The sequence below is a fragment of the Mesorhizobium atlanticum genome, assembly GCF_003289965.1.
In the GTDB taxonomy this organism is placed as follows: Bacteria; Pseudomonadota; Alphaproteobacteria; order Rhizobiales; family Rhizobiaceae; genus Mesorhizobium; species Mesorhizobium atlanticum.
Genome location: NZ_QMBQ01000001.1, coordinates 613,547 through 634,975 on the forward strand (window position 1 = coordinate 613,547; position 21,429 = coordinate 634,975).

Sequence of the window (21,429 nt, forward strand, 5' to 3'; positions counted from 1 at the left end):
TTGATCCTGAGCATCACGAATGCGCGAGATTGGTGACGCATTCATGACGCTTCTTACGACCCTTTGGGCTTCCTTTCACCCAAAATTGTGGCGCCAAGCCGCTCCAGCGAAGCGCGCAGGCCGTCATCCTCGATCTTGCCGACCAGATGCGAAAGTTTCGACTTCTCGGCCTCGGTCAAGGGGCGCGGCGCGGGCTTCGGCCGCGCCTTCTGCGAAAGCACCGGCTTCTGCAGGATCTTGATGCGGCCGACGGCGTTGAAGCCCAGGAAGGCGTTCACGCGATTGATGACCTCGCCGGCCTCGTGCTGCAGATGCAGAGCCGCCATGCCTTCGCAAGCGATGATCAGCGTCGCCGGCTCGAACGGATCGTCCTCGTGCAGGCGGCGGGGCCACTGGATCTTTTCCGGGCGCGAATGGGTGGCCAGGCGCGGCCCGGCGATCTCCTCCCAGGACTGCACCAGCCCGATCGAGATGCCGGCGCGCTTCCTCAGCACCGGATCGAGGATCTCGGTCGCGAGATCGCTCACCGGAACGGGATTGCCGAAGGCCCTTTTCCCTGCCATGTGCGTTCTCCAGTCCCCAATTCATCCGATCAATGGCACCGCTCGACCAGACCCGCAAGGCATCACCACAGGCCGCACCCGGCGATATCGGATCCGCAGATACCAGCAAAGCTGGATCCCGGGATATCGCCTCGCGCCTGCTTGCCTGGTACGACGCGCATCATCGCGACCTGCCCTGGCGCGTGTCGCCAGGCGCGTTTGCGCGCGGCGTGAGGGCCGACCCCTATCGGGTGTGGATGTCCGAGGTGATGCTGCAGCAGACCACGGTCGAGGCGGTAAAAGCCTATTTCCGCAATTTCGTCGAGAAATGGCCGACGGTCGAGGCGTTGGCGGCAGCCCCCGCCGAAGAGGTCATGAAGGCCTGGGCCGGGCTCGGCTATTATTCCAGGGCACGCAATCTGAAGGCCTGCGCCGACTTGGTGGCGCTGCGAGGCGGCCGTTTTCCCGCCACCGAGGCGGGCCTGCGCGAATTGCCGGGTATCGGCGCCTACACCGCGGCGGCGATCGCCGCGATCGCCTTCGACCAGCCGGCGGCGGTCGTCGACGGCAATGTCGAGCGGGTCATGACCCGGCTGTATTCGATCGAAACCCCGCTCAGCGAGGCCAAACCGCAAATCCGCGCGCTGGTCGAAAAGCTGGTGCCGCAGGCCCGGCCCGGCGATTTCGCCCAGGCGATGATGGATCTCGGCGCGACGATCTGCACGCCGAAGCGGCCGCGCTGCATGCTGTGCCCGGTGCGCGAGGATTGCAGCGCCATCCTCAGCGGCGATCCCGAGCGTTTTCCGGTCCGCCTGCCGAAGGACGACAAGCCGCTACGCAGGGGCGCCGCCTTCGTCGCCGAGCGCGCCGACGGCGCCATCCTGCTCCGCAAGCGGCCCGAGAAGGGCTTGCTCGGCGGCATGACCGAGGTGCCAACGACCGGCTGGACGGCGCGGGTCGACGGTGCCACGACAGCCGACGCCGCGCCCTTTCGAGCCGATTGGCGGCGCGCCGGGCAGATCGGCCATGTCTTCACCCATTTCGCGCTGGAGCTTGATGTCTTCCATGCCCGAGTCACGGGTGATGCGCCGTCGGGGCATTTCTGGTCGCTGGCCCATGAGATTTCCGGGGAAGCGCTTCCGACCGTCATGAAAAAGGCAATCGAAGCGGCGATACCGGGCGCGACGAAAAAACCCTCGTCGTACAGTGCAAAGAGGCCCGCATGACCGAAATCCGCCACATCGTGTTCGACATCGGCAAGGTGCTGGTCCACTACGATCCCGACATCCCGTTCAGCCGCCTGATCCCCGATGCCGGGGAGCGGAAATGGTTCTTCGACAATGTCTGCACCAGCGCCTGGAATCTGGAGCAGGACCGTGGCCGGACGTGGGAAGAAGCCGAGGCGCTGCTGATCGCCGAGCATCCCGGCCATGCCGAGAACATCCGTAACTTCCGCCGCCACTGGCACGAGATGGCGCCGCATGCCTATGAAGACAGCGTCGCTTTGCTCGAGGGCCTGATCGAGGACGGCCGCGACGTGACGCTGCTCACCAACTGGGCCTCGGACACGTTCCGCGAGGCCCGCGCCCGTTTTCCGTTCCTGGAAAAGCCGCGCGGCGTCACCGTCTCCGGCGAGATCGGCCTGATCAAGCCGGACCGCGCCATCTACGACCATCACGTCGCGTCGTTCGGACTCGATCCGTCGGCCTCGCTGTTCATCGACGACAGCCAGAAGAATGTCGACGGCGCCAGGGCCGCCGGCTGGCAGGCAGTGCTGTTCACCGACGCCGGCACGCTCAAAGCAGACCTTGAGCGGTTCGGGATTAGGGCCTGAACTGAGTCGCTTGCGGCGATCCGTTGAACTGTTGATTCAGCCCCCTGCCCGCTCCATGCCGAGACGGGCGATGCGGCGCAACTCGTCGATCGGGGTCAAGCCGCCGCTGCGTTCATAGTGCCAGAAGGTCCAGCCGTTGCAGGCGTCCAGCCCCTGCACTTCGGCGCCGATCTTGTGGATGGAGCCGGCGCTGTCGCCGATGGCCAGCGTGCCGTCGGCGCGCACTTTCGCCGCCCAGCGCTTCTTGGCGTCGTAGAGCGTGGCGCCGGGCGCCACCAGCCCGTTGTCGATCAGGCTGATGAAGGCGACGCGCGGTTCAGCGCGCTTGCCGGAAAGCACGGTGAGGTCGGCGCTTTCCAGCGGGCGCACCGCGGCGATGCGCTCATTGGCGGCGTCGATATAGGCCTGCTCGCGCTCGATGCCGACGAAGTGGCGGCCGAGGCGCTTGGCGACGGCACCGGTGGTGCCGGAGCCGAAGAAGGGATCGAGCACGACGTCGCCCGGCTTGGTCGAGGCCATCATGATGCGGGCAAGCAGCGCTTCCGGCTTCTGCGTCGGATGCAGCTTGTTGCCGTTCTCGTCCTTCAGGCGCTCGCCGCCGGTGCAGATCGGGAACAGCCAATCGGAGCGCATCTGCAGATCGTCGTTCGAGGCCTTCAGCGCCTCGTAGTTGAAGGTGTAGCCCTTGGCCTTCTGGTCGCGCGAGGCCCAGATCATCGTCTCATGCGCGTTCTGGAAACGGCGGCCGCGGAAATTCGGCATCGGGTTGGTCTTGCGCCAGACGATGTCGTTGAGGATCCAGAAGCCGAGGTCCTGCATTCGGGCGCCGACGCGAAAGATGTTGTGGTAGGAGCCGATGACCCAGATCGTGCCATTCGGCTTCAGCACGCGGCGGGCCGCCAGCAGCCAGGCGCGGGTGAAGGCGTCATAAGCCTCGAAACTCTCGAACTGGTCCCAGTCATCGTCGACGGCGTCGACCTTGGACTGGTCGGGCCGGTGCAGGTCGCCATCGAGTTGCAGATTGTAGGGCGGGTCGGCGAAGATGATGTCGACCGACTTTTCCGGCAGCCGGTCCAGCGCGGCGACGCAATCGCCCTTCAGGATCGTGTCCAGCCATTCGGACTTAAGAGGGGCGTGGGAAAGCTCGTCGAGAAGACGCACGGCAGACATCAAAACACCCAAACAAACGCGTTACGGTTTACTGGCTGTTATGGTTACCGATCAGCGTAAACATTCGGTGAAGGCGCGGCCGCATGCCTCGGACGTTTGCGCGGACCGGCCCATTGGTGTATGCCGCGCCACTTGAGCCGATAGGCCTTTCCCCAACGTTTCCGGATTGCCATGCCCCAGCCAGACCTTGTCATCTTCGATTGCGACGGCGTGCTCGTCGATTCCGAAATCGTCGCGGCGCGCGTCGAGGCCGAGCTTCTGACATCGGCCGGCTTCGAGATCTCGGCGGAGGAGATTTTCGAGACCTATGCCGGACTGACCTTCAAGGACATCATGCTGCGGCTCGAGGAGAAGTCGCACGTCCCGTTCCAGGCCTCTCTGATCGACCGCGCCGAGGAACTGGTCGACCGCAAGCTGCGCAGCGACGTGCGCATCATCGACGGCGCCCGCGAGGCGGTTGCGGCCGTCACCGTGCCACGCGCCGTTTGCTCCAACTCAAGCACCGAGCGGGTCCAGTTCATGCTGGAGAAGGTGCGGCTGCTGCCGTTCTTCGCCGGCCGTATCTTTTCGGGGCTGGACATTCCCAGCAAGAAGACCAAGCCCGCGCCGGACGTGTTCCTCTACGCCGCGGACAAGCTTGGCGCCAACCCGAAGAACACCTTCGTCATCGAGGATTCCGTGCACGGCATCGCCGGCGCCAGGGCGGCCGGCATGCGCGTCATCGGCTTCACCGGCGCCGGGCACAGCTATCCAGGCCATGCCGATGCGCTGACCGAGGCCGGCGCCGAAACGGTCATCCGGCGCTGGGCGGAGCTGAACAGCACGCTCGCCGCGCTCTCGGAGTGGTCGGAAGACGCATAAGCGCCTTCCCCAATTCCGCTACGCGTTGCCGACCGATCAGTTTGTCGCCGCAGCGCGCTTCTTCCTCTTGCCTTTCGACTTGTCCGTCGAGGCGGCCGGCGTGTTCTCGTCAAAGCCCGCATAGGCCTGGTAGTCCTTTGCGGAAGGCTCCGGCACCACGACATTGGTATCGGTGAAGACGAACTGGGTTGCGGCAGACGGGTCGGTGACCTGCACCTGGTACTGATGGAGCTGCGAATAAAGCACCTCGTCGCCACGCTGTACGGCGATGCGGATCGGCATCGTGACGGTTCCGGGCGCGAACATCGGACCCGGCACGACCTTGCCCGCTACCGCGATCTTCATGGACAGCTGGCCATTGGCATGGGTGCAGTCGCGCGTCATGTCCGAAATCGAGGCCTGGTAGATGATCTTGGACGGATCGTGAGCGGGATCGATCGGCTGGCCGTTGGGGCCGGTCTGGGCCGCGGCGGCCGCCGCCTCGGCTTCAGCGTCGGCCGCGGCGTCAGCCTTCTTTTTCTTCGGCTTAGCCGCCGCGCCCTTGGCATAGGTGTTGAAGAAGGCCGTCCCGTCGCGCAGCGTCACTTTCGGACAATAGGCCTGCAGCTGGCTGGCGAGTACCTTGGGGTCCTGCGGTGGCGGCGGCGCGGTCGGGTCGGACTTCTTGCCAAAGCCCAGGTTCAGGATGCCATTGTCGCTCGATTGGCAGCCGGCGGCGGCAAGCATAAAGCCGCTGAGCGCCAGACCCGCGACAAGACGACGGTTGACCGAAAAAAACGCCATGAAACTGCACTTCCCTCTCACAAAGCCGGTGACCTATAGCAACCGCGCGGCAAAAATGCGACTGAGCCGGCTCGGAAAATTAACCAATTGCCGTGGATGACGTGACCGGCAGCAATGGGCCTTTTACGATGCAATATGTGAGTACCCGCGGCGATGCGCCCGCCCTTGGATTTTCAGACGCGGTGCTGGCCGGCCTGGCGCGCGACGGCGGGCTTTACGTGCCCAGCGAATGGCCGCGGTTTTCGGCCGCCGACATCCGCGCCATGCGCGGGCTTGCCTATCCGGACCTTGCCATCCGCGTGCTGACGCCCTTCCTCGGCGGCGAAATCGCGGCACCCGTCTTCGAAAAGCTGGTGCGCGAAGCCTACGCCACGTTCCGGCATGAGGCCGTCTGCCCGCTGGTGCAGACCGGCAAGAACACCTTCATCCTCGAGCTGTTCCACGGCCCGACGCTGGCCTTCAAGGACGTGGCGATGCAGTTGCTGGCGCGGCTGATGGATCATGTGCTTTCCGAGCGCGGCCAGCGCGCCACCATCGTCGGCGCGACCTCGGGCGACACCGGGGGTGCTGCGATCGACGCCTTCGCCGGCCGCGACCGCACCGACATCTTCATCCTTTTCCCGCACGGCAAGGTCTCGCCGGTGCAGCAGCGCCAGATGACGACGTCGAGCGCCGCCAATGTCCACGCGCTGTCGGTCGAAGGCAATTTCGACGACTGCCAGGGCCTGGTGAAGGATATGTTCAACGACCACGCCTTCCGCGACCGGGTGTCGCTGTCGGGCGTCAATTCGATCAACTGGGCCCGCATCATGGCCCAGCTCGTGTATTATTTCTCGTCGGCGCTGTCGCTCGGCGCGCCCGACCGGCCGATCTCCTTCACTGTGCCGACCGGCAATTTCGGCGACATTTTCGCCGGTTACGCCGCCAAGCGCATGGGCCTGCCGATCGAGCGGCTGATCATCGCCACCAACGACAACGACATCCTGGCGCGCACGCTTGCGAGCGGCGAATACCGCACCAAGGGCGTGTTCGCCACGACCTCGCCGTCGATGGACATCCAGGTGTCGTCGAACTTCGAGCGCCTGCTGTTCGAGGCGGCCGGCCGCGATGCCGAAACAGTGCGGCGCTACATGAACGGGCTGAAGCAGTCCGGCGCGTTCACCATCGAGGAAGACGAGCTCCAGCGCATCCGCGCGGAGTTCGACGCCGGCCGCGCCACGGTGGACGAGGTCGCCGCCACCATCCGCGCGACGCTCGAGAAAAGCAACTACCTGCTTGACCCGCACACGGCCGCCGCCGTTCACGTCGCAGCCGCCAATGCCTCCGGTGCGGTGCCCATGGTGGTGCTCGGCACCGCGCATCCGGCGAAATTCCCGGCCGCGGTCGAAGCCGCGAGCGGCGTCACCCCTGCCCTGCCTGCATGGCTAGGCGGCTTGATGACAGCCGACGAAAAATACACGATACTTCCCTCCGACTTGAAAATGGTGGAAGATTACGTGAACCGCCACTCGCGGGCGGCGCGTTAGGGAGTACTTGCCATATGGGTGTTGAGGTAAGCCGTCTGTCGAACGGCCTGACAGTCGCCACCGAAACCCTTCCAAGCATCGAATCGGTTGCCCTAGGGGCCTGGGTGAAGTCCGGCGCCCGCAACGAGCGTGACGAAGAGCATGGCATGGCCCATCTGCTCGAGCACATGGCGTTCAAGGGCACGAAGCGCCGCAGCGCCTTCGAGATCGCCTCGGAAATCGAGAATGTCGGCGGCGAGATCAACGCCGCCACCAGCGTCGAGACGACCTCCTACTATGCCAGGGTGCTTTCCGACGACGTGCCGCTGGCGGTCGATATCCTGGCCGACATCCTGCAGGAATCCGAATTCGATCCCGACGAGCTGGAGCGCGAGCAGCATGTGATCCTGCAGGAGATCGGCGCCGCCCACGACACGCCCGACGACATCGTCTTCGACCGCTTCACCGAGACCGCCTTCCGCCATCAGACCATCGGCCGCTCGATCCTGGGCACGCCGGAGACGGTCAAATCCTTTACTTCCAGCCAGTTGCACGACTTCATCGAGCGGCAATACGACGCCGAGCGCATGGTCCTCGTGGCGGCCGGCGACATCAAGCACGACAATTTCGTGCGCGAGGTCGAAAAGCGGCTCGGCGGCTTCCGCGCCAAGGCGACGGGCAATATCCCGCAATACGCGCAATATGTCGGCGGCGACTTCCGCGAGGACCGCGACCTGATGGACGCGCAGATCGTGCTCGGCTTCGAGGGCCGCGCCTATCATGTGCGCGATTTCTACGCCTCGCAGGTGCTGTCGATGATCCTGGGCGGCGGCATGTCGTCGAGGCTGTTCCAGGAAGTGCGGGAGAAACGCGGCCTCTGCTACTCGGTCTATGCCTTCCACTGGGGTTTTTCCGACACCGGCATCTTCGGCGTGCATGCCGCCACCGGGCAGAGCGACATCGCCAAACTGGTGCCGGTGATCATCGACGAATTGCAGAAGGCCGGCGAGAGCATCCAGCAGGAAGAGCTCGACCGGGCGCGGGCGCAATATCGCGCCGGCCTCATCATGTCGGCCGAAAGCCCGGCCAGCCGGGCCTCTCAGATCGCCAGGCAGATGCTCCTGTTCGGCCGGCCGATCGCCAAGGAGGAATTGATGGAGCGGCTTTCGGCGCTGACCGTCGAGCGGCTGACCGACCTCTCCTCGCGGCTGTTCTCGACCAAGCCGACGCTCACCGCGGTCGGCCCCGTGGGCACGCTTGCGCCTTACGAGGCGATCCTTGAATCGCTTGCGGGCCCGCAGACGACGGCCCGCCGGCTCGCCGTCTAGCCTCCGTTCCAGAGCCGTGTTCGCGCTCCCTTTCTTTCGCCGCGACCTGCCGGCACTGAAGGGCGAAAAGGTCACGCTGCGCGTGCCTCTGACCAACGACTATCGCGAATGGTCGACCTTGCGCGGCGAAAGCCGCGCCTTCCTCGAGCCCTGGGAGCCGCGCTGGCAGCCGGACGAGCTCGACCGTACCGCCTGGCGGCTGCGCATCAGCCGCTACCGCGAGGATTACGCGCAGGGCACCGCTATCGCGTTCTTCATCTTCGAAAAATCGAGCGGCAAGCTTGCCGGCGGCATCACGCTCGGCAACATCCGCCATGGCGTCGCGCAGAGCGGCCATATCGGCTACTGGATCGGCGAACGCTTCGGCAGCCGCGGCCTGATGACCGAGGCGGTCAAGCTGGTGTCGCGCTTTGCCTTCGATACGCTGAGGTTGCACCGGATCGAGGCTGCCTGTATTCCCGAAAACGCCCGGTCGATCCGCGTGCTTGAAAAAGCCGGATTCCGGCGCGAAGGACTTTTGCGATCCTATCTCAGGATCAACGGCGTCTGGCAGGATCACTACCTCTACGCCCGGATCGCGGACGATCCGCCGGGTGATGGAACGAAGGGCTGAATGTGACGAATTTTTCGCGATTAGCGTCGCTGTTCGCCCTCATCATGACGGTCGTGGTCACGCTTTTCTCGGCCATGCCGGCTTTCGCCGTCGAGCCGATCAAGATCGCGCGCGACGACAAGGCGCTGGACCTTTCCGGCGCCGTGGAAATCTACCGGAACCAGGGCGAGAACTTCCAGGTTTCGACCGCGCCGGGCCCCGACGGCATCGTGCGGCGCATCGAGGTGGAGGCCAATGACGCGCGCTCCAGCGGCGACTGGGCCGTCTTCGCGCTGGCCAACACCACCGACCAGCAGCTCGACCGGCTGATCGTCGCGCCGCATTTCCGCCTGGTGAACTCCGGCATCTTCTGGCCCGATCTCGGCTCGACGCGCATCGCCGCGATAACGCCCAGCGAGGGCTTCGCGCTCGACCGCCAGACAAGCCCCGACGCCGATGTGTTCCGCGTGACGCTGAACCCAGGAACGGTGGTGACCTTCATCGCCGAGCTCGCCTCGCCGAAGCTGCCGCAGGTCTATCTGTGGGATCCGGATTCCTACAAGGACTCGGTCAATTCCTACACGCTGTTCCGCGGCATCGTCATCGGCATCTCGGGCCTTCTCGCGCTGTTCCTGACGATCTTGTTCGTAGTCAAGGGGACCTCGATGTTTCCGGCGACGGCGGCGCTCGCCTGGGCGGTGCTGGCCTATATCTGCGTCGATTTCGGCTTCCTCAACAAGATCATAGAGATATCGCCCGGCAACGAGCAGATCTGGCGGGCCGGCACGGAGGTGGCGCTTGCCGGAACCTTCGTGGTGTTCCTGTTCGCCTACCTCAACCTCAACCGGTGGCATGGCCATTTCAGCTACGGCGCCCTGGTCTGGATCCTCGGACTGCTTCTGATCGCGGGCGTCGCCATCGTCGATCCCGCGGTGGCCGCCGGCATCGCCCGCATCTCTTTCGCCGCCACCGCGCTCACCGGCCTCGGCCTCATCATCTTCCTCGGCATCCGCGGCTATGACCGGGCCATCATGCTGGTGCCAAGCTGGGTGATGGTGCTGCTATGGCTATGCGGGTCGTGGATGGCGATCACCGGCATGCTCGACAACGACATCGCGCAGCCGGCGCTGGGCGGTGGGCTGATCCTGATCATCCTGCTCATCGGCTTCACCGTCATGCAGCATGCCTTTGCCGGCGGCGGGGCGCATCAGGGCCTGTTCTCCGATCTCGAGCGGCAGGCGCTGGCGGTGGCCGGCTCGGGCGACATCGTCTGGGACTGGGACGTGCTGCGCGACCGCGTGGTGACCAAGCCGGACATCAGCCTGCAGCTCGGCCTGGCGCCCAACAGCCTTGGCGGTGCCGCCCGCAACTGGCTGCCGGTGCTGCATGCCGACGATCGCGATACATTCCGCACCACGCTCGACGTGGTGCTGGAGCACCGCCGCGGCAAGGTGGCGCAGAATTTCCGCCTGCGCGGCGCCGACGGCCACTACCACTGGTTCTCGCTGCGCGCCCGCCCGGTGATCGGCTCCGACGGCGAGGTGATCCGCTGCGTCGGCACCATGGTCGACGTCACCGAGCAGAAGAAATCCGAGGAAAGGCTGCTGCACGACGCCGTGCACGACAATTTGACCGGCCTGCCGAACCGCGAATTGTTCATGAATCGGCTGGAGGCGATCATCTCGATCGCCCGCACCGAGGACAAGGTGCGCCCGACGGTCTTCATCATCGACATCGACCGCTTCAAGCAGGTCAATGACGGCCTGGGCATTTCCGCCGGCGACACCATTCTGCTCACCGTCGCGCGCCGGCTGCACCGGCTGTTGAAGCCGAAGGATTCGCTGTCGCGCTTTGCCGGCGACCAGTTCGCGCTGATGCTGCTTTCGGAGCAGGATCCTGCCCGCATCGCGGCAATGGCCGATGCCATCAAGCACGCGATCAACAATCCGATCACCTTCGCCAAGCGCGAGATCGTGCTCACCGCCTCGATCGGCCTGATCACCTGGACGACGGCGCAGACTTCCGCCGAGGATATGGTCAAGGACGCCGAGCTCGCCATGCACCAGGCCAAGCGCTTCGGCGGCGATCGCATCGAGCCGTTCCGGCCTGCCTTCCGCACTGTCGGCACCGACCGGCTGCAATTCGAATCCGACCTTCGCCGGGCCATCGAGCGGCGCGAGTTCACGCTTGCCTACCAGCCGATCGTGCGGCTGGAGGATGGCAGCGTCGCCGGCTTCGAGGCGCTGCTGCGATGGGACCACCCGCGTCGCGGCATGATCCCGCCGGGAGACTTCATCCCGGTGGCCGAGAACTGCGGGCTGATCGTGCAGCTTGGCCTGTTCGCCATGCAGCAGGCGGCCGAGGACCTTGCCTCCTGGCAGAAGCAGATCGGCGACGCGCCGCTGTCGGTGTCGGTCAACCTGTCCAGCCGCCAGCTGATCCGCCGCGACCTGGTCAGCGACGTACGCTCCGTCATCGCGCGGGCCAACCTGAAGCCGCGCTGCTTCCGGCTCGAGCTCACCGAATCCCTGGTGATGGACAATCCCGAGCAGACCGCGCATGTGCTGACCAAGCTGAAGCAGCTCGGCATCGGGCTGTCGCTCGACGATTTCGGCACCGGCTATTCCTCGCTCTCCTATCTGACGCGCTTCCCCTTCGACACGATCAAGATCGACAAGAGTTTTGTCGACGACGCGACGCCGAAGCGGGCCGTGCTGCTCAAATCCATGGTCAACATGGCGCATGAGCTCGGGCTGTCGGTCGTGGCGGAAGGCATTTCCGACGAAAGCGACGCGCTGGAACTGCGCCAGATGGGCTGCGAATATGTCCAGAGCTTCATGTTCGGCGCGCCGATGCCCGGCGACCAGGTGCTGAAGACGCTGAGGGAGCAGTATCCGCTGACCCAGGCTTAGAGGCCCATCGCTTCGTCATCCTAGGGCGGAGCAAGGAGCGAAGCGACGCGCGGAGACCCCCAGGATCCATGCCGTGACGCTAAGGCGTTGAAAACGGTGCGGAATTCTGCACCTCCGCACCTACGGTCGATGTAACGGAAAAGATCCTAGGGTCTTCGCGACGGAGCTACGCTCCTGCTTCGCCCTAGGATGACGACGGCGCGGGCGTTTGCGCTAGTCGCGAGCGTCAAGCGTGCCCCGCAGCCGCGCTCAGATGGGCAAGATCGATGCCGATCGAGGCCAGGATACGGTCGTATTTGCGCTCGATGTCGGCGTCGAACAGAAGTTCCTGCGTCGCCGGGCAGGTCAGCCAGCCGTTCTCGGCGATCTCGCTTTCGAGCTGGCCGGCGCCCCAGCCGGAATAGCCAAGCGCCATCAGCGCATGGCGCGGGCCGCGCCCCGTGGAGATTGCGCGCAATATGTCGACGGTTGCGGTCAGGCAGATGTCGTCGGAAACGTTAAGCGAGGATTCCACGCGATAGTCGCCGGAATGCAGCACGAAGCCGCGGCTGCGGTCGACCGGCCCACCATTGCGCACGACGAAATCGCGCGTATGCGCCGGCAGTCGGATCGCTTCCTGCTCGTTCATGATGCCGAGCTGCACCAGCAGGTCCGGAAACAGCATCTGCTGCGTCTGGTTGATGATCAGCCCCATCGCGCCCTCGTCGCTATGGGCGCAGATGTAGATGACGGAGCGCGCGAAGCGGTCGTCCTTCATGCCAGGCATGGCAATCAGGAACTGGTCGTCGAGGAAACCGCGTCCGGCGGCCGCCTTCTTGTGGCGCAGCAAGTCCATGGGGGGAGCGTAACGCGTTTCGGCAGCGCCGAAAAGATGCTGTCAGTCCCCGATGTAACGCAAATATGATACCGGGAGAGCGACGAGGCCATTGCGCGGCCAAGAACGGACGGTCAAATCACCGCCATGCGATACATGAAGATACTGGTTGTCGGCGTCGTTTTGGGGTGGGCTGCAAGCCTCCCTGCCGAGGCCTCCTCCTCGATCTGGTACAATTCCGAAGGCGGCAAGGTACGGCTGGTGACCACCGGCAAGCCGGACGAGGCCGGCAAGATCCACGGCGTGCTCGACATAGCTCTGAAGCCCGGCTGGAAGACCTATTGGCGCGATCCGGGCGATGCCGGCGTGCCGCCGCAGCTCGACATATCCGGCAGCACCAACATCGCCGACGCCCAATTGTCTTTCCCGCCGCCGCAGCGTCATGACGACGGCTACGGCAAATGGTCCGGCTATGATCGTCCGGTGTCGCTGCCGGTGACCTTCACGGTGTCCTCGCCCGGCCAACCAGCGACGATCGACGCCCATGTCTTCCTCGGCATCTGCGAGACGATCTGCATTCCGGTGCAGACTCGGCTCAGCGTCGATCCCGCGTCCGATCCGGACAACGCGACCGACGCGGCATTGGTCAAAACCGCGCTTGCGACGCTGCCCTCCCCGGCCCGACCCGATTTCGGCATCAATGTGCTGCCCGGCGATCACGAAACCCTTGTTGTCCAGGCGCAGTCGCCCGGCGATCCGGAATCCGTCGACTTCTTCATCGCCGGCGAACGCGACTACATGTTCGGCGCGCCGGTGCGCAGCCAGAAGGACGGCAAGCTCGTCTTCACCGTGCCGATCCTCGACCGGCCATCGGCCACGCCGACCGATGGTGGGCTGTATTACACGCTGACCAGCGCCGAGGGCTCGGTGGACGGGTTGCTGCCTTTCCCTTGATCCAGCATTAGCGCAACGGTTGCGGGAAGCCGTCCGGTCCGATATCGAAGGCGTCGATCTTCCCTATCTCGCAAGCGAGGAACCCATGACCATTTCGGTTGGCGAAAAACTGCCCGCATCGAGCTTCAAGGTGATGACCGCCGACGGCGCCAAGCCGATCACCGGCGATGAGATCTTCGCTGGCAAGAAGGTGGTGCTGTTCGGCGTCCCCGGCGCCTTCACGCCGACCTGCAGCAATAACCATCTGCCGGGCTATCTGGAGAACCATGACGCCATCCTGGCGCGCGGCGTCGACACGATCGCCGTCGTTTCGGTCAACGACGTCCACGTCATGGGCGCCTGGGCGCACTTCACCGGCGGCGAAGGCAAGATCCTCTACCTCGCCGACGGCAGCGGCGATTTCGCCAAGTCGGTCGGGCTCGACAACGATCTTTCCGCGGCCGGAATGGGCCTGCGCTCGAAGCGCTTCTCAATGATCGTCGACGACGGCAAGGTCGTGGCGCTCAATGTTGAAACCAAGCCGGGCGTCGACGAGAGCGGCGCGGCGAAAATCCTCGAGCAGCTCTGATGCTCGACATCGCCTGGCGCGCGGCGGCGATCGGCATCGGCGCCACGGTGTTCATGGATATCTGGGCGGTCATTCTCAACAAGGCGATCGGCCAGCCCTTGCCCAACTGGGGCATGGTCGGACGCTGGGTCCGGCATCTCCCGCAGAGGGTTTTCCACGACGATATCGGCAATGCCGCGCCCTATGCGCATGAAAAAGCGCTCGGCTGGGCATTCCACTACCTCGTCGGCATCCTTTACAGCGTGATCCTGGTGGCGCTCGCCGGCGCGGGCTGGCTGGCGGCGCCGACCTTCCTGCCGGCCTTCATCCTCGGCATCGTCACGGTCGGGGCCGGCTGGTTCCTGCTGGCGCCGGGCATGGGCGCCGGCTGGGCGGCATCCAAGCTCCCCAATCCGACGAAGGTGCGCGCGCTGAACCTCGTGGCGCACACCGTGTTCGCGCTCGGCATGTTCTCGACAGCGCTGCTGATCCGGTGAAGCGAGAAGCCGTCGGACTCTCAATAACTTTGGGTCGAACGTCTGGGCGTAGGCTTCCTTGCCGGGGTGCCTTCCTGCGTTGACGCTGCCGCCACCGGCGCAGGCCTTGCAAGCTTCGGCTTGAACGGCGCCATGCCTTGCCGGGCCAGTTCGTCGGCGCGTTCGTTCTCAGGGTGGCCGGCATGGCCCTTCACCCAGTACCAGGTCACCTTGTGGCGGCGGTTGGCCTCGTCGAGCGCCTGCCAGAGCTCGCCATTCTTGACCGGCTTTCTGTCGCCGGTCTTCCAGCCGTTCTTCTTCCAGCCATGGATCCATTTGGAGATGCCGTCCATGACGTATTTGCTGTCGGTGTAGAGGTCGACCGCGCAGGGCTCCTTCAGCGCGTTGAGCGCGGTGATGGCCGCGAGCAGCTCCATGCGGTTGTTGGTGGTCTCGGCCTCGCCACCGTACAGTTCCTTGGTCACACCGTTGTAGCGCAGCACGGCGCCCCACCCGCCCGGCCCGGGATTGCCCGAGCAGGCGCCGTCGGTGAAGATCTCGATCTTTTTGTTCATGTCAGCCCGTATTCGGATGGCGACCTGATCGCGCGGTGGAAGCGCATGCGGCGGATATATTCGGTCGGGTCACGCTTCATCACCAGTCCGCCATCAGGAATGGTCAGCCAGTCGTAGAGGCGGGTCAGCATGAAGCGCAGCGCCGAGCCGCGCGCCAGCATCGGCATAGCCGCCTTCTCGTCGGCCGTGAGCGGCCGCACCGACTGGTAGCCGGAAAGCAGCGCCGTCCCCTTGGTCAGGTTGAAGGAAAAATCCTTCTCGAAGCACCAGGCGTTGAGGCAGGTGGCGACGTCGTAAGCGTAGAGATCGTCGCAGGCGAAATAGAAGTCGATCAGCCCGGACAGCTTCTCGCCGAGGAAGAAGACATTGTCCGGGAACAGATCGGCGTGGATGATGCCTTGCGGCAGGCCAGTCGGCCAGTTGCGCTCGAAATCGCGAAAGTCGGCATCGACCTCCGCCGCCAGGCCCGGCTCGACCTCATCGGCTCGGTCGCGCGAGGCCGCCCAGAGCTTGCGCCAGCCATCGATCGCCAGCGCGTTCGGCCTTCTCATCTGAAAATCCTGGCCGGCAATATGGAGGCTGGCGAGCGCCTTGCCCACTTCCGCGCAATGCGCGGCGGCCGGCCGCCTGAGCGACAGGCCTTCGAGGAAGGTGATGATCACCGCCGGACGGCCGGCGAGCGTGCCGATGACAGTGCCGTCATGCGCCGTGACCGGCAGCGGGCAGGAAATGCCCTTCCTGGCGAGATGGCCCATGAGGCCGAGAAAGAACGGCAGGTCGGCCTTGTCGACGCGCTTCTCGTAGAGCGTCAGGATGTAGGAGCCGGTCGAGGCGTGGACCAGGAAGTTGGAATTCTCGGTGCCCTCGGCGATGCCCTTGTAGGAGAGCAATTCCCCCACCGGATAGGCTTTGAGGAATGCGGTCAACTCGCCTTCGTTGACGTCGGTGTAGACGGCCATCCTGCTTCACGCCGCTCCATTGACGAAGGCCATGTCGGCCGCCGTCAGTTCGACATCGCGCAGTACCCGCATCACCGGAAAATCCTCCGTTTCAGTGGCCGTGATGGCCAGGTCGATGGTGACGTCGAAACGCTGCCGGAACGCGTCGATGATCTCGTCGACGATGATCTCCGGCGCCGAGGCGCCGGCCGACAGGCCGAGCGTCCTGATCCCGGCGATCTCATCCCATGGAATCTCGGCGGCGCGCTGCACGAGAAGCGACATTGTCGCACCCGCCCGTTCCGCCACTTCGACAAGGCGGCGCGAGTTGGACGAATTGGGCGCGCCGACGATGAGGAAAAGATCGGCGCCGGCGGCGGTCTCCTTGACCGCTTCCTGGCGGTTGGTGGTGGCGTAGCAGATCGATTCGGCCGCGGCCGCGTGCAGCTCAGGAAACCGCTCCTGGAGGGCCCGGATAATGCCGGCGGTGTCCTCGACCGACAGGGTCGTCTGGGTGACGAAGCCCAGCGCCGAAGCGTCGACGGGCACGAAGCGCGCCGCGTCGGCCTCGGTCTCGATCAGCGTCACGGCGCCTTCCGGCAACTGGCCCATGGTGCCGATCACTTCCGGGTGCCCGGCATGGCCGATCAAGAGCACATGGCGGCCGAGCCGCTGGTGGCGCATCGCCTGCTTGTGCACCTTGGAGACGAGCGGGCAGGTGGCGTCGAGGTAGAAGAGATTGCGCGCCTCGGCATCCGCCGGCACCGATTTCGGCACGCCATGCGCGGAGAAGACCACGGGCGACTGGCGATGCTCCGGCGGGATCTCGGACAGTTCCTCGATGAAGACGGCGCCGAGGCTCTGCAGCCCTTCGACGACGTAGCGGTTGTGCACGATCTCGTGGCGGACATAGACAGGCGCGCCGTATTTCTTCAGCGCCAGCACGACGATCTGGATGGCGCGGTCGACGCCCGCGCAAAAGCCGCGCGGCTGGCAGAGCCTGATCGTCAGCGGTGGCTTTTTCTCAATCATCAAATGCAGCCGGTCCAGTCGGAAACTATCTCTTTGTTTTGACGCAATTCCGGACGGAAAACCGCTCACACTTTTCCTCGAATTGCTTCAGGCGAAATGAGGTGCGCAACCCTGCCCTGTCAAGAGCGTGGGCTTCACGCTTCCTTTGCCGGGCGGCGCAGCCTCAGGATCAGCACGGCGGCGAGAGCCGCAGCCAAGCCATACCAGGTGACCGCATATTGCAGGTGATTGTTGGGCAGGTCGATGATGGTGACGCCGCCGACGGGCAGGCCGCCGGGGTTCGGCGTCTTGTCGGCATCGATGAAGAACGGCACCAGCACGAAACCGGCGGGCAAGCCGGCGGTCGCCGCCATCACCTCGCGGTCCTTCCAGTAGAAGATGTTCTTGGCAACATCATTGTCGGGAAGCATCATCGACGGTTTGCCCGGCAGCGGATTGCGGGCAAGCCCGGTCACCGTCACCTTGCCGGCAATTTCGCCCTGTTGGCGCCTGGCCGGATCCTTGAGATCGTAGGGGACGAAGCCGCGGTTGACGAGCACAAAGCGGCCGTCGTCCAGCCGCAGGGGCGTGTAGACATTGAAGCCGCTGCCGCCTTCCCAGGTCGAAAAGAAATGCCGTTCGCCCTGGTGCAGGAAGGTGCCTGTCACCGTCACCGGGGTGTAATCGACATCGTGGGAATCGGCGAACTCCCTCTCGACGTCGGCCAGCGGCAACGGCGCGGAATGCGTCCGCTTGTCGATGGTCGCGAGCAGGTCTTCCTTCCAGTGCAGGCGCTGGACCTGCCAGGTGCCGAGCCCGATCAGGATGGCGAACAGGACAAGGCCGAGGCCGATGAGCAACGCCGAACGCGGCCGCGAACGGCCGGCCGCCGAACCGGTCGCCTCGGTCATTCGTGGGATTCCAGCCTGCCCTCGGAGGCTTTCTTCGAATACTGCAAAGTGATCAGGACGCCCTTGATCAGGCGCAGCGCCGTCAGGCAAAGCACCAGCGCCAGCGGTATCCATAAGATGAAGTGCAGCCAGAGCGGCGGGCTGAACGTCACCTCCATCCAGAGCGCGAGGCCGACGACGAGAAAGCCGATGATCAGAATGACGAACACCGCCGGCCCATCGCCGGCATCGGCGAAGGAATAGTCGAGCCCGCAATTGTAGCAGCGCTTGCCGACGGTGAGGAAACCCGAGAACAGCTTGCCTTCGCCGCAGCGCGGGCAGCGGCCATGCAGGCCCGCCGAGATCGGGTCGATGGGGGGCCAGATCGCCTTATCTTCGCTCATTTCATGATCTCGATCGGTGTGCCATCGGCCACCATTGTCCAGATTTCATCCATATCCGAGTTCGTAACCGCAATACAGCCATCGGTCCAGTCGACCATTTGAAGCAGCCGGCCCAGCCAGCCGAAACCGTTCGGCTGGCCATGGATCATGATCGAGCCGCCTGGATCGACGCCCAGGGCCTTTGCCGCCGCTATGTCATCGGCATTGGGATAGGAGATGTGGATCGACTTGTGGGCGACGCTGTCGGGATTGCGCCAATCGAGCATGTATCGGCCCTCAGGCGTTCGCTCATCGCCTTCCCGATGCTTTTGGCCAACCGGATCTCCGCCCAGCGCGATACTGTAGCTGCGCAGGATCTTATCGCCGCCGATCAGCTGCAATTGCCGGTTTGACTTCGCGACGCGCACCAAATCAACCTTCTGCCGCGACAGCACATTGCGTTCGAGCAGCGGAGTCGTCGCGATCAGACACGCGCCGATGGCCAGAGGTATCTTCACCCACATCGCTCACCGATGGCCGGCCATTGCGCCGAAAAGAAGAAAGGCGGCCGCGTCGTCGCGACCGCCTTCAAAACTCCTGAAAAACTGCTGAAGGCAAATCCCGGAAAAATCGCTACGCGCTTTCCGGAATTGCCTCTTGTCAGTGGCCTTCGATCAGCGCGCCGTTCGACGCCCAGACATAGACCGCGCTGAACAGGAACAGCCAGACCACGTCGACGAAGTGCCAGTACCAGGCGGCCGCCTCGAAGCCGAAATGCTGCTTCGGCGTGAAGTCGCCCCGTATCGCGCGCACCAGGCAGACCAGCAGGAAGATGGTGCCGATGATGACGTGGAAGCCGTGGAAGCCGGTCGCCATGAAGAAGGTGGCGCCGTAGATCGATTCCTTGAACGCGAAGGGCGCGTGCATGTACTCGTATGCCTGCACCATCGTGAACAGCATGCCGAGACCGACGGTCAGCACCAGGCCGTTGATCAGGCCCTTGCGATCCCCATGCAGCAGCGCGTGGTGCGCCCAGGTCACGGTCGTGCCCGACAGCAGCAGGATGATGGTGTTGTAGAGCGGCAGATGGAAGGGGTCGAGAACCTCCATGCCCTTCGGCGGCCAAACGCCGCCGGTGAAGGCGGTGCGGGCATACTGGTTCGCCTCGCCGGGGAACAGGCTGGCGTCGAAGAAGGCCCAGAACCAGGCGACGAAGAACATCACCTCGGAGGCGATGAACATGATCATGCCGTAACGCAGATGCAGCGACACGACGCGCGTGTGGTAGCCCTCATGCGCTTCCTTGATGGTGTCCGACCACCAGGCGAACATCGTGTAGAGCACGATGATCAAGCCGATGAAGAACAGCCACGGATTGGCGATGTTGTGACCGAAGACCGGGAAGTTGCCGCCCTTCAGATATTGCATCAGGCAGACGCCGCCGATGGCGGTGACGAGTGCGCCGACCGAACCCAGGAAAGGCCAGGGGCTCGGGTTGACGAGATGGTAGTCGTGGTGTGGTTTTGCGTGCGCGTCTGCCATATCAACCCCCGAGGCTTGCTTCGGTATCGGAAACTTTGTTGGTGCTGCTGCCAGCGGCCGGAGCCGACGAGGCGACCGGCTGTTTCTTTTCGACCGGGAACATCGTGTAGGACAGCGTGATGGTCTTCAAGTCCTTGAGTTCCGGCACGTTGACGATGTCTGGATCGACATAGAACACGACCGGCATGTCCAGCGTCTCGCCGGGCTTCAGCGTCGTGTCGGTGAAGCAGAAGCACTCCACCTTGTTGAAGTAGGCGCCGGCCATTTCCGGCTGCACGTTGAACGAAGCGCGGCCGGTGATGGGTCGGTCGAACTTGTTGGTGGCGCTGTAATGCGCCTGCGTCGTCTCGCCTATCTTGATCGTCACCGAACGGGCGACCGGCTCGAACTGCCACGGAATGCCGTTGGTATTGGCATCGAAACGGATGGTGATGTCACGGTCGAGCACGCGGCCGGCATATTGCTTCTCGGCGCGTTGCGTGGTGCCGCCATAGCCGGTGACCTGGCAGAACATCTTGTAGAGCGGCACGGCAGCGTAGGCCATGCCGACCATGCCGGTGAAAAAGGCAAGGCAGACGGCGGCGACGATGCCGTTGTTCAGCTTGCGGGACTTGCTCAGTTCGCCTCCCATCAGCCGCCTCCCAACAGGCCCGAGCCGGTGAGGCTGGCGCCCTGGTGGCCAAAGCGCACGATGGTGGCGGCGTAGAAGATGACGACCAATGCCGCCAGCGCGACAGCGATGGCGATGGACCGGTTGCGACGCGCCTTCTGCTGGCGTTCGGTCAAAGTGACCAGTTCGAGCTTCTTGTCGGCCACGGTCATGCTCCCCCCATCATGAGGGCGCGCCCGACCACACAGTCGACGAGATAGGCGGCGAAGATGGCGAAGAGGTAAAGCAGCGAGTAGCCGAACAGCGCCTTGGCCGGCTTCATCGCGCGATCGCCGTCGGCCATGCCAAGCACTTTCCACGCATACCAGACGAAGCCCGCGCCGAGGACGGCCGAGACGACGCCATAGCCGGCCGTGGTGTAGCCGAGCGCCCAGGGCAGAACGCCGACCGGCGCCAGGATCAGCGCATAGGCAAAGATCTGCCGGCGGGTCGAGGCATGGCCGGCGACGTTCGGCATCATCGGGATGCCCGCGCGGGCGTAGTCGTCGGACTTGAACAGCGCCAGCGCCCAAAAATGCGGCGGCGTCCACAGGAAGATGATCAGGAACAGGATCACGCTTTCCAGGCTGACCGAGCCGGTCGCGGCGGCCCAGCCGATCACCGGCGGAATGGCCCCGGCAGCGCCGCCGATGACGATGTTCTGCGGCGTCCAGCGCTTCAGCCACATGGTGTAGACGACGGCGTAGAAGAAGATGGTGAAGGCAAGAAGCGATGCCGACAGCCAGTTGACCAGCACGCCGAGCGTCATCACCGACAGCACCGACAGCACCAGGCCGAAGGTCAGCGCCTCGCCCGGTGTGACGCGGCCGGCCGGCACCGGACGGCCGGCGGTCCTGGTCATCACGGCGTCGATGTCGGCGTCGTACCACATGTTGAGCGCTCCGGAAGCGCCCGCGCCGATGGCGATAGCCAGGATGGCGATCATCGCCAGCAGCGGATTGATGGCAACCGGGGCCGCGACGAGGCCGACAAAGGCCGTGAAGACGACCAGCGACATGACGCGCGGCTTCAACAGGGCGAAGAAATCGCCCGCGGTCGCTTCCGACATGCGAAAGCCCGCTTCCTCCGTCAATCTGTCTCCGGCAAGGGCCATGCGTACCTA

General features: G+C 64.5%; 24 protein-coding genes. 10 read left to right on the top strand and 14 right to left on the bottom strand.

The genetic code is table 11. The annotated features are described in order from the left end of the window. Positions 1–53 precede the first annotated feature (53 nt). Entirely contained in the window at positions 54–563 is a 510-nt protein-coding gene (locus tag DPM35_RS03270) for a DUF721 domain-containing protein (RefSeq protein ID WP_112125863.1), read from the bottom strand. A 32-nt stretch (positions 564–595) separates the two neighbouring features. Here DPM35_RS03270 and mutY point away from each other — a divergent pair, with 32 nt between their 5' ends. Further along, a complete protein-coding gene (mutY, locus tag DPM35_RS03275) occupies positions 596–1,768 on the top strand; it encodes an A/G-specific adenine glycosylase (protein WP_112125864.1) in 1,173 nt (390 codons plus the stop codon). After that, positions 1,765–2,376: an HAD family hydrolase gene (locus DPM35_RS03280; protein WP_112125865.1), complete on the top strand. Its 612-nt coding sequence runs from the start codon at positions 1,765–1,767 to the stop codon at positions 2,374–2,376. Before mutY ends, DPM35_RS03280 begins: the two co-directional genes overlap by 4 nt. A 36-nt stretch (positions 2,377–2,412) precedes the next feature. On the opposite strand, the gene DPM35_RS03285 is transcribed toward DPM35_RS03280, so the two are convergent. Continuing rightward, positions 2,413–3,546 carry a site-specific DNA-methyltransferase gene (locus DPM35_RS03285; RefSeq protein ID WP_112125866.1) on the bottom strand — a complete coding sequence of 378 codons (1,134 nt, stop codon included), beginning with the start codon at positions 3,544–3,546 and terminating at the stop codon, positions 2,413–2,415. Positions 3,547–3,717: 171 nt separating this feature from the next. Here DPM35_RS03285 and DPM35_RS03290 point away from each other — a divergent pair, with 171 nt between their 5' ends. Further along, the gene (locus DPM35_RS03290; protein WP_112125867.1) at positions 3,718–4,407 is read left to right on the top strand and encodes an HAD family hydrolase; all 690 of its coding nucleotides are present in this window, start codon (positions 3,718–3,720) and stop codon (positions 4,405–4,407) included. A 36-nt stretch (positions 4,408–4,443) separates the two neighbouring features. Here DPM35_RS03290 and DPM35_RS03295 read toward each other — a convergent pair whose 3' ends face one another. After that, complete coding sequence (locus DPM35_RS03295; RefSeq protein ID WP_112125868.1) at positions 4,444–5,190, bottom strand: hypothetical protein; 747 nt, start codon at positions 5,188–5,190, stop codon at positions 4,444–4,446. Positions 5,191–5,318: 128 nt separating this feature from the next. Between DPM35_RS03295 and thrC the strand changes: the two genes are divergently transcribed. From thrC to DPM35_RS03315, 4 genes are read left to right on the top strand one after another with little or no spacing between them, the layout of a single operon-like run. Beyond that, complete coding sequence (thrC, locus tag DPM35_RS03300; protein ID WP_112126226.1) at positions 5,319–6,716, top strand: threonine synthase; 1,398 nt, start codon at positions 5,319–5,321, stop codon at positions 6,714–6,716. A gap of 14 nt (positions 6,717–6,730) precedes the next feature. Continuing rightward, positions 6,731–8,023 (top strand): M16 family metallopeptidase, encoded by a 1,293-nt coding sequence (locus DPM35_RS03305; RefSeq protein WP_112125869.1) that lies wholly within the window; start codon positions 6,731–6,733, stop codon positions 8,021–8,023. A gap of 16 nt (positions 8,024–8,039) precedes the next feature. Beyond that, positions 8,040–8,636: a GNAT family N-acetyltransferase gene (locus DPM35_RS03310; protein WP_112125870.1), complete on the top strand. Its 597-nt coding sequence runs from the start codon at positions 8,040–8,042 to the stop codon at positions 8,634–8,636. A 44-nt stretch (positions 8,637–8,680) separates the two neighbouring features. Next, positions 8,681–11,527, top strand: a complete 2,847-nt coding sequence (locus DPM35_RS03315) for an EAL domain-containing protein (protein WP_112125871.1) — start codon at positions 8,681–8,683, stop codon at positions 11,525–11,527. 226 nt (positions 11,528–11,753) lie between these two features. On the opposite strand, the gene DPM35_RS03320 is transcribed toward DPM35_RS03315, so the two are convergent. Then, a complete protein-coding gene (locus tag DPM35_RS03320; protein ID WP_112125872.1) occupies positions 11,754–12,362 on the bottom strand; it encodes a YqgE/AlgH family protein in 609 nt (202 codons plus the stop codon). A 126-nt stretch (positions 12,363–12,488) separates the two neighbouring features. Between DPM35_RS03320 and DPM35_RS03325 the strand changes: the two genes are divergently transcribed. From DPM35_RS03325 to DPM35_RS03335, 3 genes are all read left to right on the top strand, one after another. Beyond that, positions 12,489–13,295 (top strand): protein-disulfide reductase DsbD domain-containing protein, encoded by an 807-nt coding sequence (locus DPM35_RS03325; protein ID WP_112125873.1) that lies wholly within the window; start codon positions 12,489–12,491, stop codon positions 13,293–13,295. An 85-nt stretch (positions 13,296–13,380) separates the two neighbouring features. Beyond that, positions 13,381–13,863: a peroxiredoxin gene (locus tag DPM35_RS03330; RefSeq protein WP_112126227.1), complete on the top strand. Its 483-nt coding sequence runs from the start codon at positions 13,381–13,383 to the stop codon at positions 13,861–13,863. Continuing rightward, positions 13,863–14,339 (top strand): DUF2938 domain-containing protein, encoded by a 477-nt coding sequence (locus DPM35_RS03335; RefSeq protein ID WP_112125874.1) that lies wholly within the window; start codon positions 13,863–13,865, stop codon positions 14,337–14,339. Before DPM35_RS03330 ends, DPM35_RS03335 begins: the two co-directional genes overlap by 1 nt. Before the next feature lie 20 nt (positions 14,340–14,359). On the opposite strand, the gene rnhA is transcribed toward DPM35_RS03335, so the two are convergent. The 10 genes from rnhA to DPM35_RS03385 all read right to left on the bottom strand — a co-directional run bounded on the left by rnhA (position 14,360) and on the right by DPM35_RS03385 (position 21,420). After that, positions 14,360–14,893, bottom strand: coding sequence for a ribonuclease HI (rnhA, locus tag DPM35_RS03340; RefSeq protein WP_112125875.1), 534 nt, complete (start codon positions 14,891–14,893; stop codon positions 14,360–14,362). After that, complete coding sequence (locus DPM35_RS03345; protein ID WP_112125876.1) at positions 14,890–15,852, bottom strand: homoserine kinase; 963 nt, start codon at positions 15,850–15,852, stop codon at positions 14,890–14,892. Before DPM35_RS03345 ends, rnhA begins: the two co-directional genes overlap by 4 nt. A 6-nt stretch (positions 15,853–15,858) precedes the next feature. Further along, positions 15,859–16,863 carry a 4-hydroxy-3-methylbut-2-enyl diphosphate reductase gene (ispH, locus tag DPM35_RS03350; RefSeq protein ID WP_042641772.1) on the bottom strand — a complete coding sequence of 335 codons (1,005 nt, stop codon included), beginning with the start codon at positions 16,861–16,863 and terminating at the stop codon, positions 15,859–15,861. A 134-nt stretch (positions 16,864–16,997) separates the two neighbouring features. Further along, positions 16,998–17,753: an SURF1 family protein gene (locus DPM35_RS03355; protein WP_181591901.1), complete on the bottom strand. Its 756-nt coding sequence runs from the start codon at positions 17,751–17,753 to the stop codon at positions 16,998–17,000. Continuing rightward, a complete protein-coding gene (locus DPM35_RS03360) occupies positions 17,750–18,136 on the bottom strand; it encodes a DUF983 domain-containing protein (RefSeq protein ID WP_112125877.1) in 387 nt (128 codons plus the stop codon). Before DPM35_RS03360 ends, DPM35_RS03355 begins: the two co-directional genes overlap by 4 nt. Beyond that, the gene (locus tag DPM35_RS03365; protein ID WP_112125878.1) at positions 18,133–18,639 is read right to left on the bottom strand and encodes a L,D-transpeptidase family protein; all 507 of its coding nucleotides are present in this window, start codon (positions 18,637–18,639) and stop codon (positions 18,133–18,135) included. Before DPM35_RS03365 ends, DPM35_RS03360 begins: the two co-directional genes overlap by 4 nt. Positions 18,640–18,775: 136 nt before the next feature. Beyond that, positions 18,776–19,657 (bottom strand): cytochrome c oxidase subunit 3, encoded by an 882-nt coding sequence (locus tag DPM35_RS03370; RefSeq protein ID WP_112125879.1) that lies wholly within the window; start codon positions 19,655–19,657, stop codon positions 18,776–18,778. Position 19,658: 1 nt separating this feature from the next. After that, positions 19,659–20,288, bottom strand: a complete 630-nt coding sequence (locus tag DPM35_RS03375; RefSeq protein WP_112125880.1) for a cytochrome c oxidase assembly protein — start codon at positions 20,286–20,288, stop codon at positions 19,659–19,661. Further along, positions 20,288–20,479: a hypothetical protein gene (locus DPM35_RS03380; protein ID WP_112125881.1), complete on the bottom strand. Its 192-nt coding sequence runs from the start codon at positions 20,477–20,479 to the stop codon at positions 20,288–20,290. Before DPM35_RS03380 ends, DPM35_RS03375 begins: the two co-directional genes overlap by 1 nt. Continuing rightward, the gene (locus DPM35_RS03385) at positions 20,476–21,420 is read right to left on the bottom strand and encodes a heme o synthase (RefSeq protein WP_112125882.1); all 945 of its coding nucleotides are present in this window, start codon (positions 21,418–21,420) and stop codon (positions 20,476–20,478) included. The genes DPM35_RS03380 and DPM35_RS03385 overlap by 4 nt, the downstream gene beginning before the upstream one ends. Between the last annotated feature and the right edge of the window lie 9 nt (positions 21,421–21,429).